We start from the raw sequence: 236 nt of genomic DNA on the forward strand, positions 1-236 counted from the left end.
AAATGATTTGGCAAAGAAAATGATAGCATGCACCATCAACTCTGTTAAAACCCGTTAGGTTGTTAGATGCAAAGACACCAATCAAAGCATGTACACGATTGGGGTTATCTTGTGAAAAAAGCGGGTGTTGCATGAGTTTTTTAATATGGTCAAGTGTTGATTCTCGCGCAACCATTGCTTGAATAGAGAACCATTTATCCATGACCAAAGGGTCATGCCGATATCGGCTTTCAAAA

General features: G+C 39.4%; 1 protein-coding gene. It reads right to left on the minus strand.

What is annotated here, in order from left to right; translation table 11 throughout:
* Positions 1 to 236, minus strand: a 236-nt coding sequence (locus ACFIK8_RS12805; protein WP_375669637.1) for an aminopeptidase N C-terminal domain-containing protein, incomplete at both ends; no start/stop codon positions are given.

This window comes from Bartonella sp. MR168JLCBS (assembly GCF_042194175.1).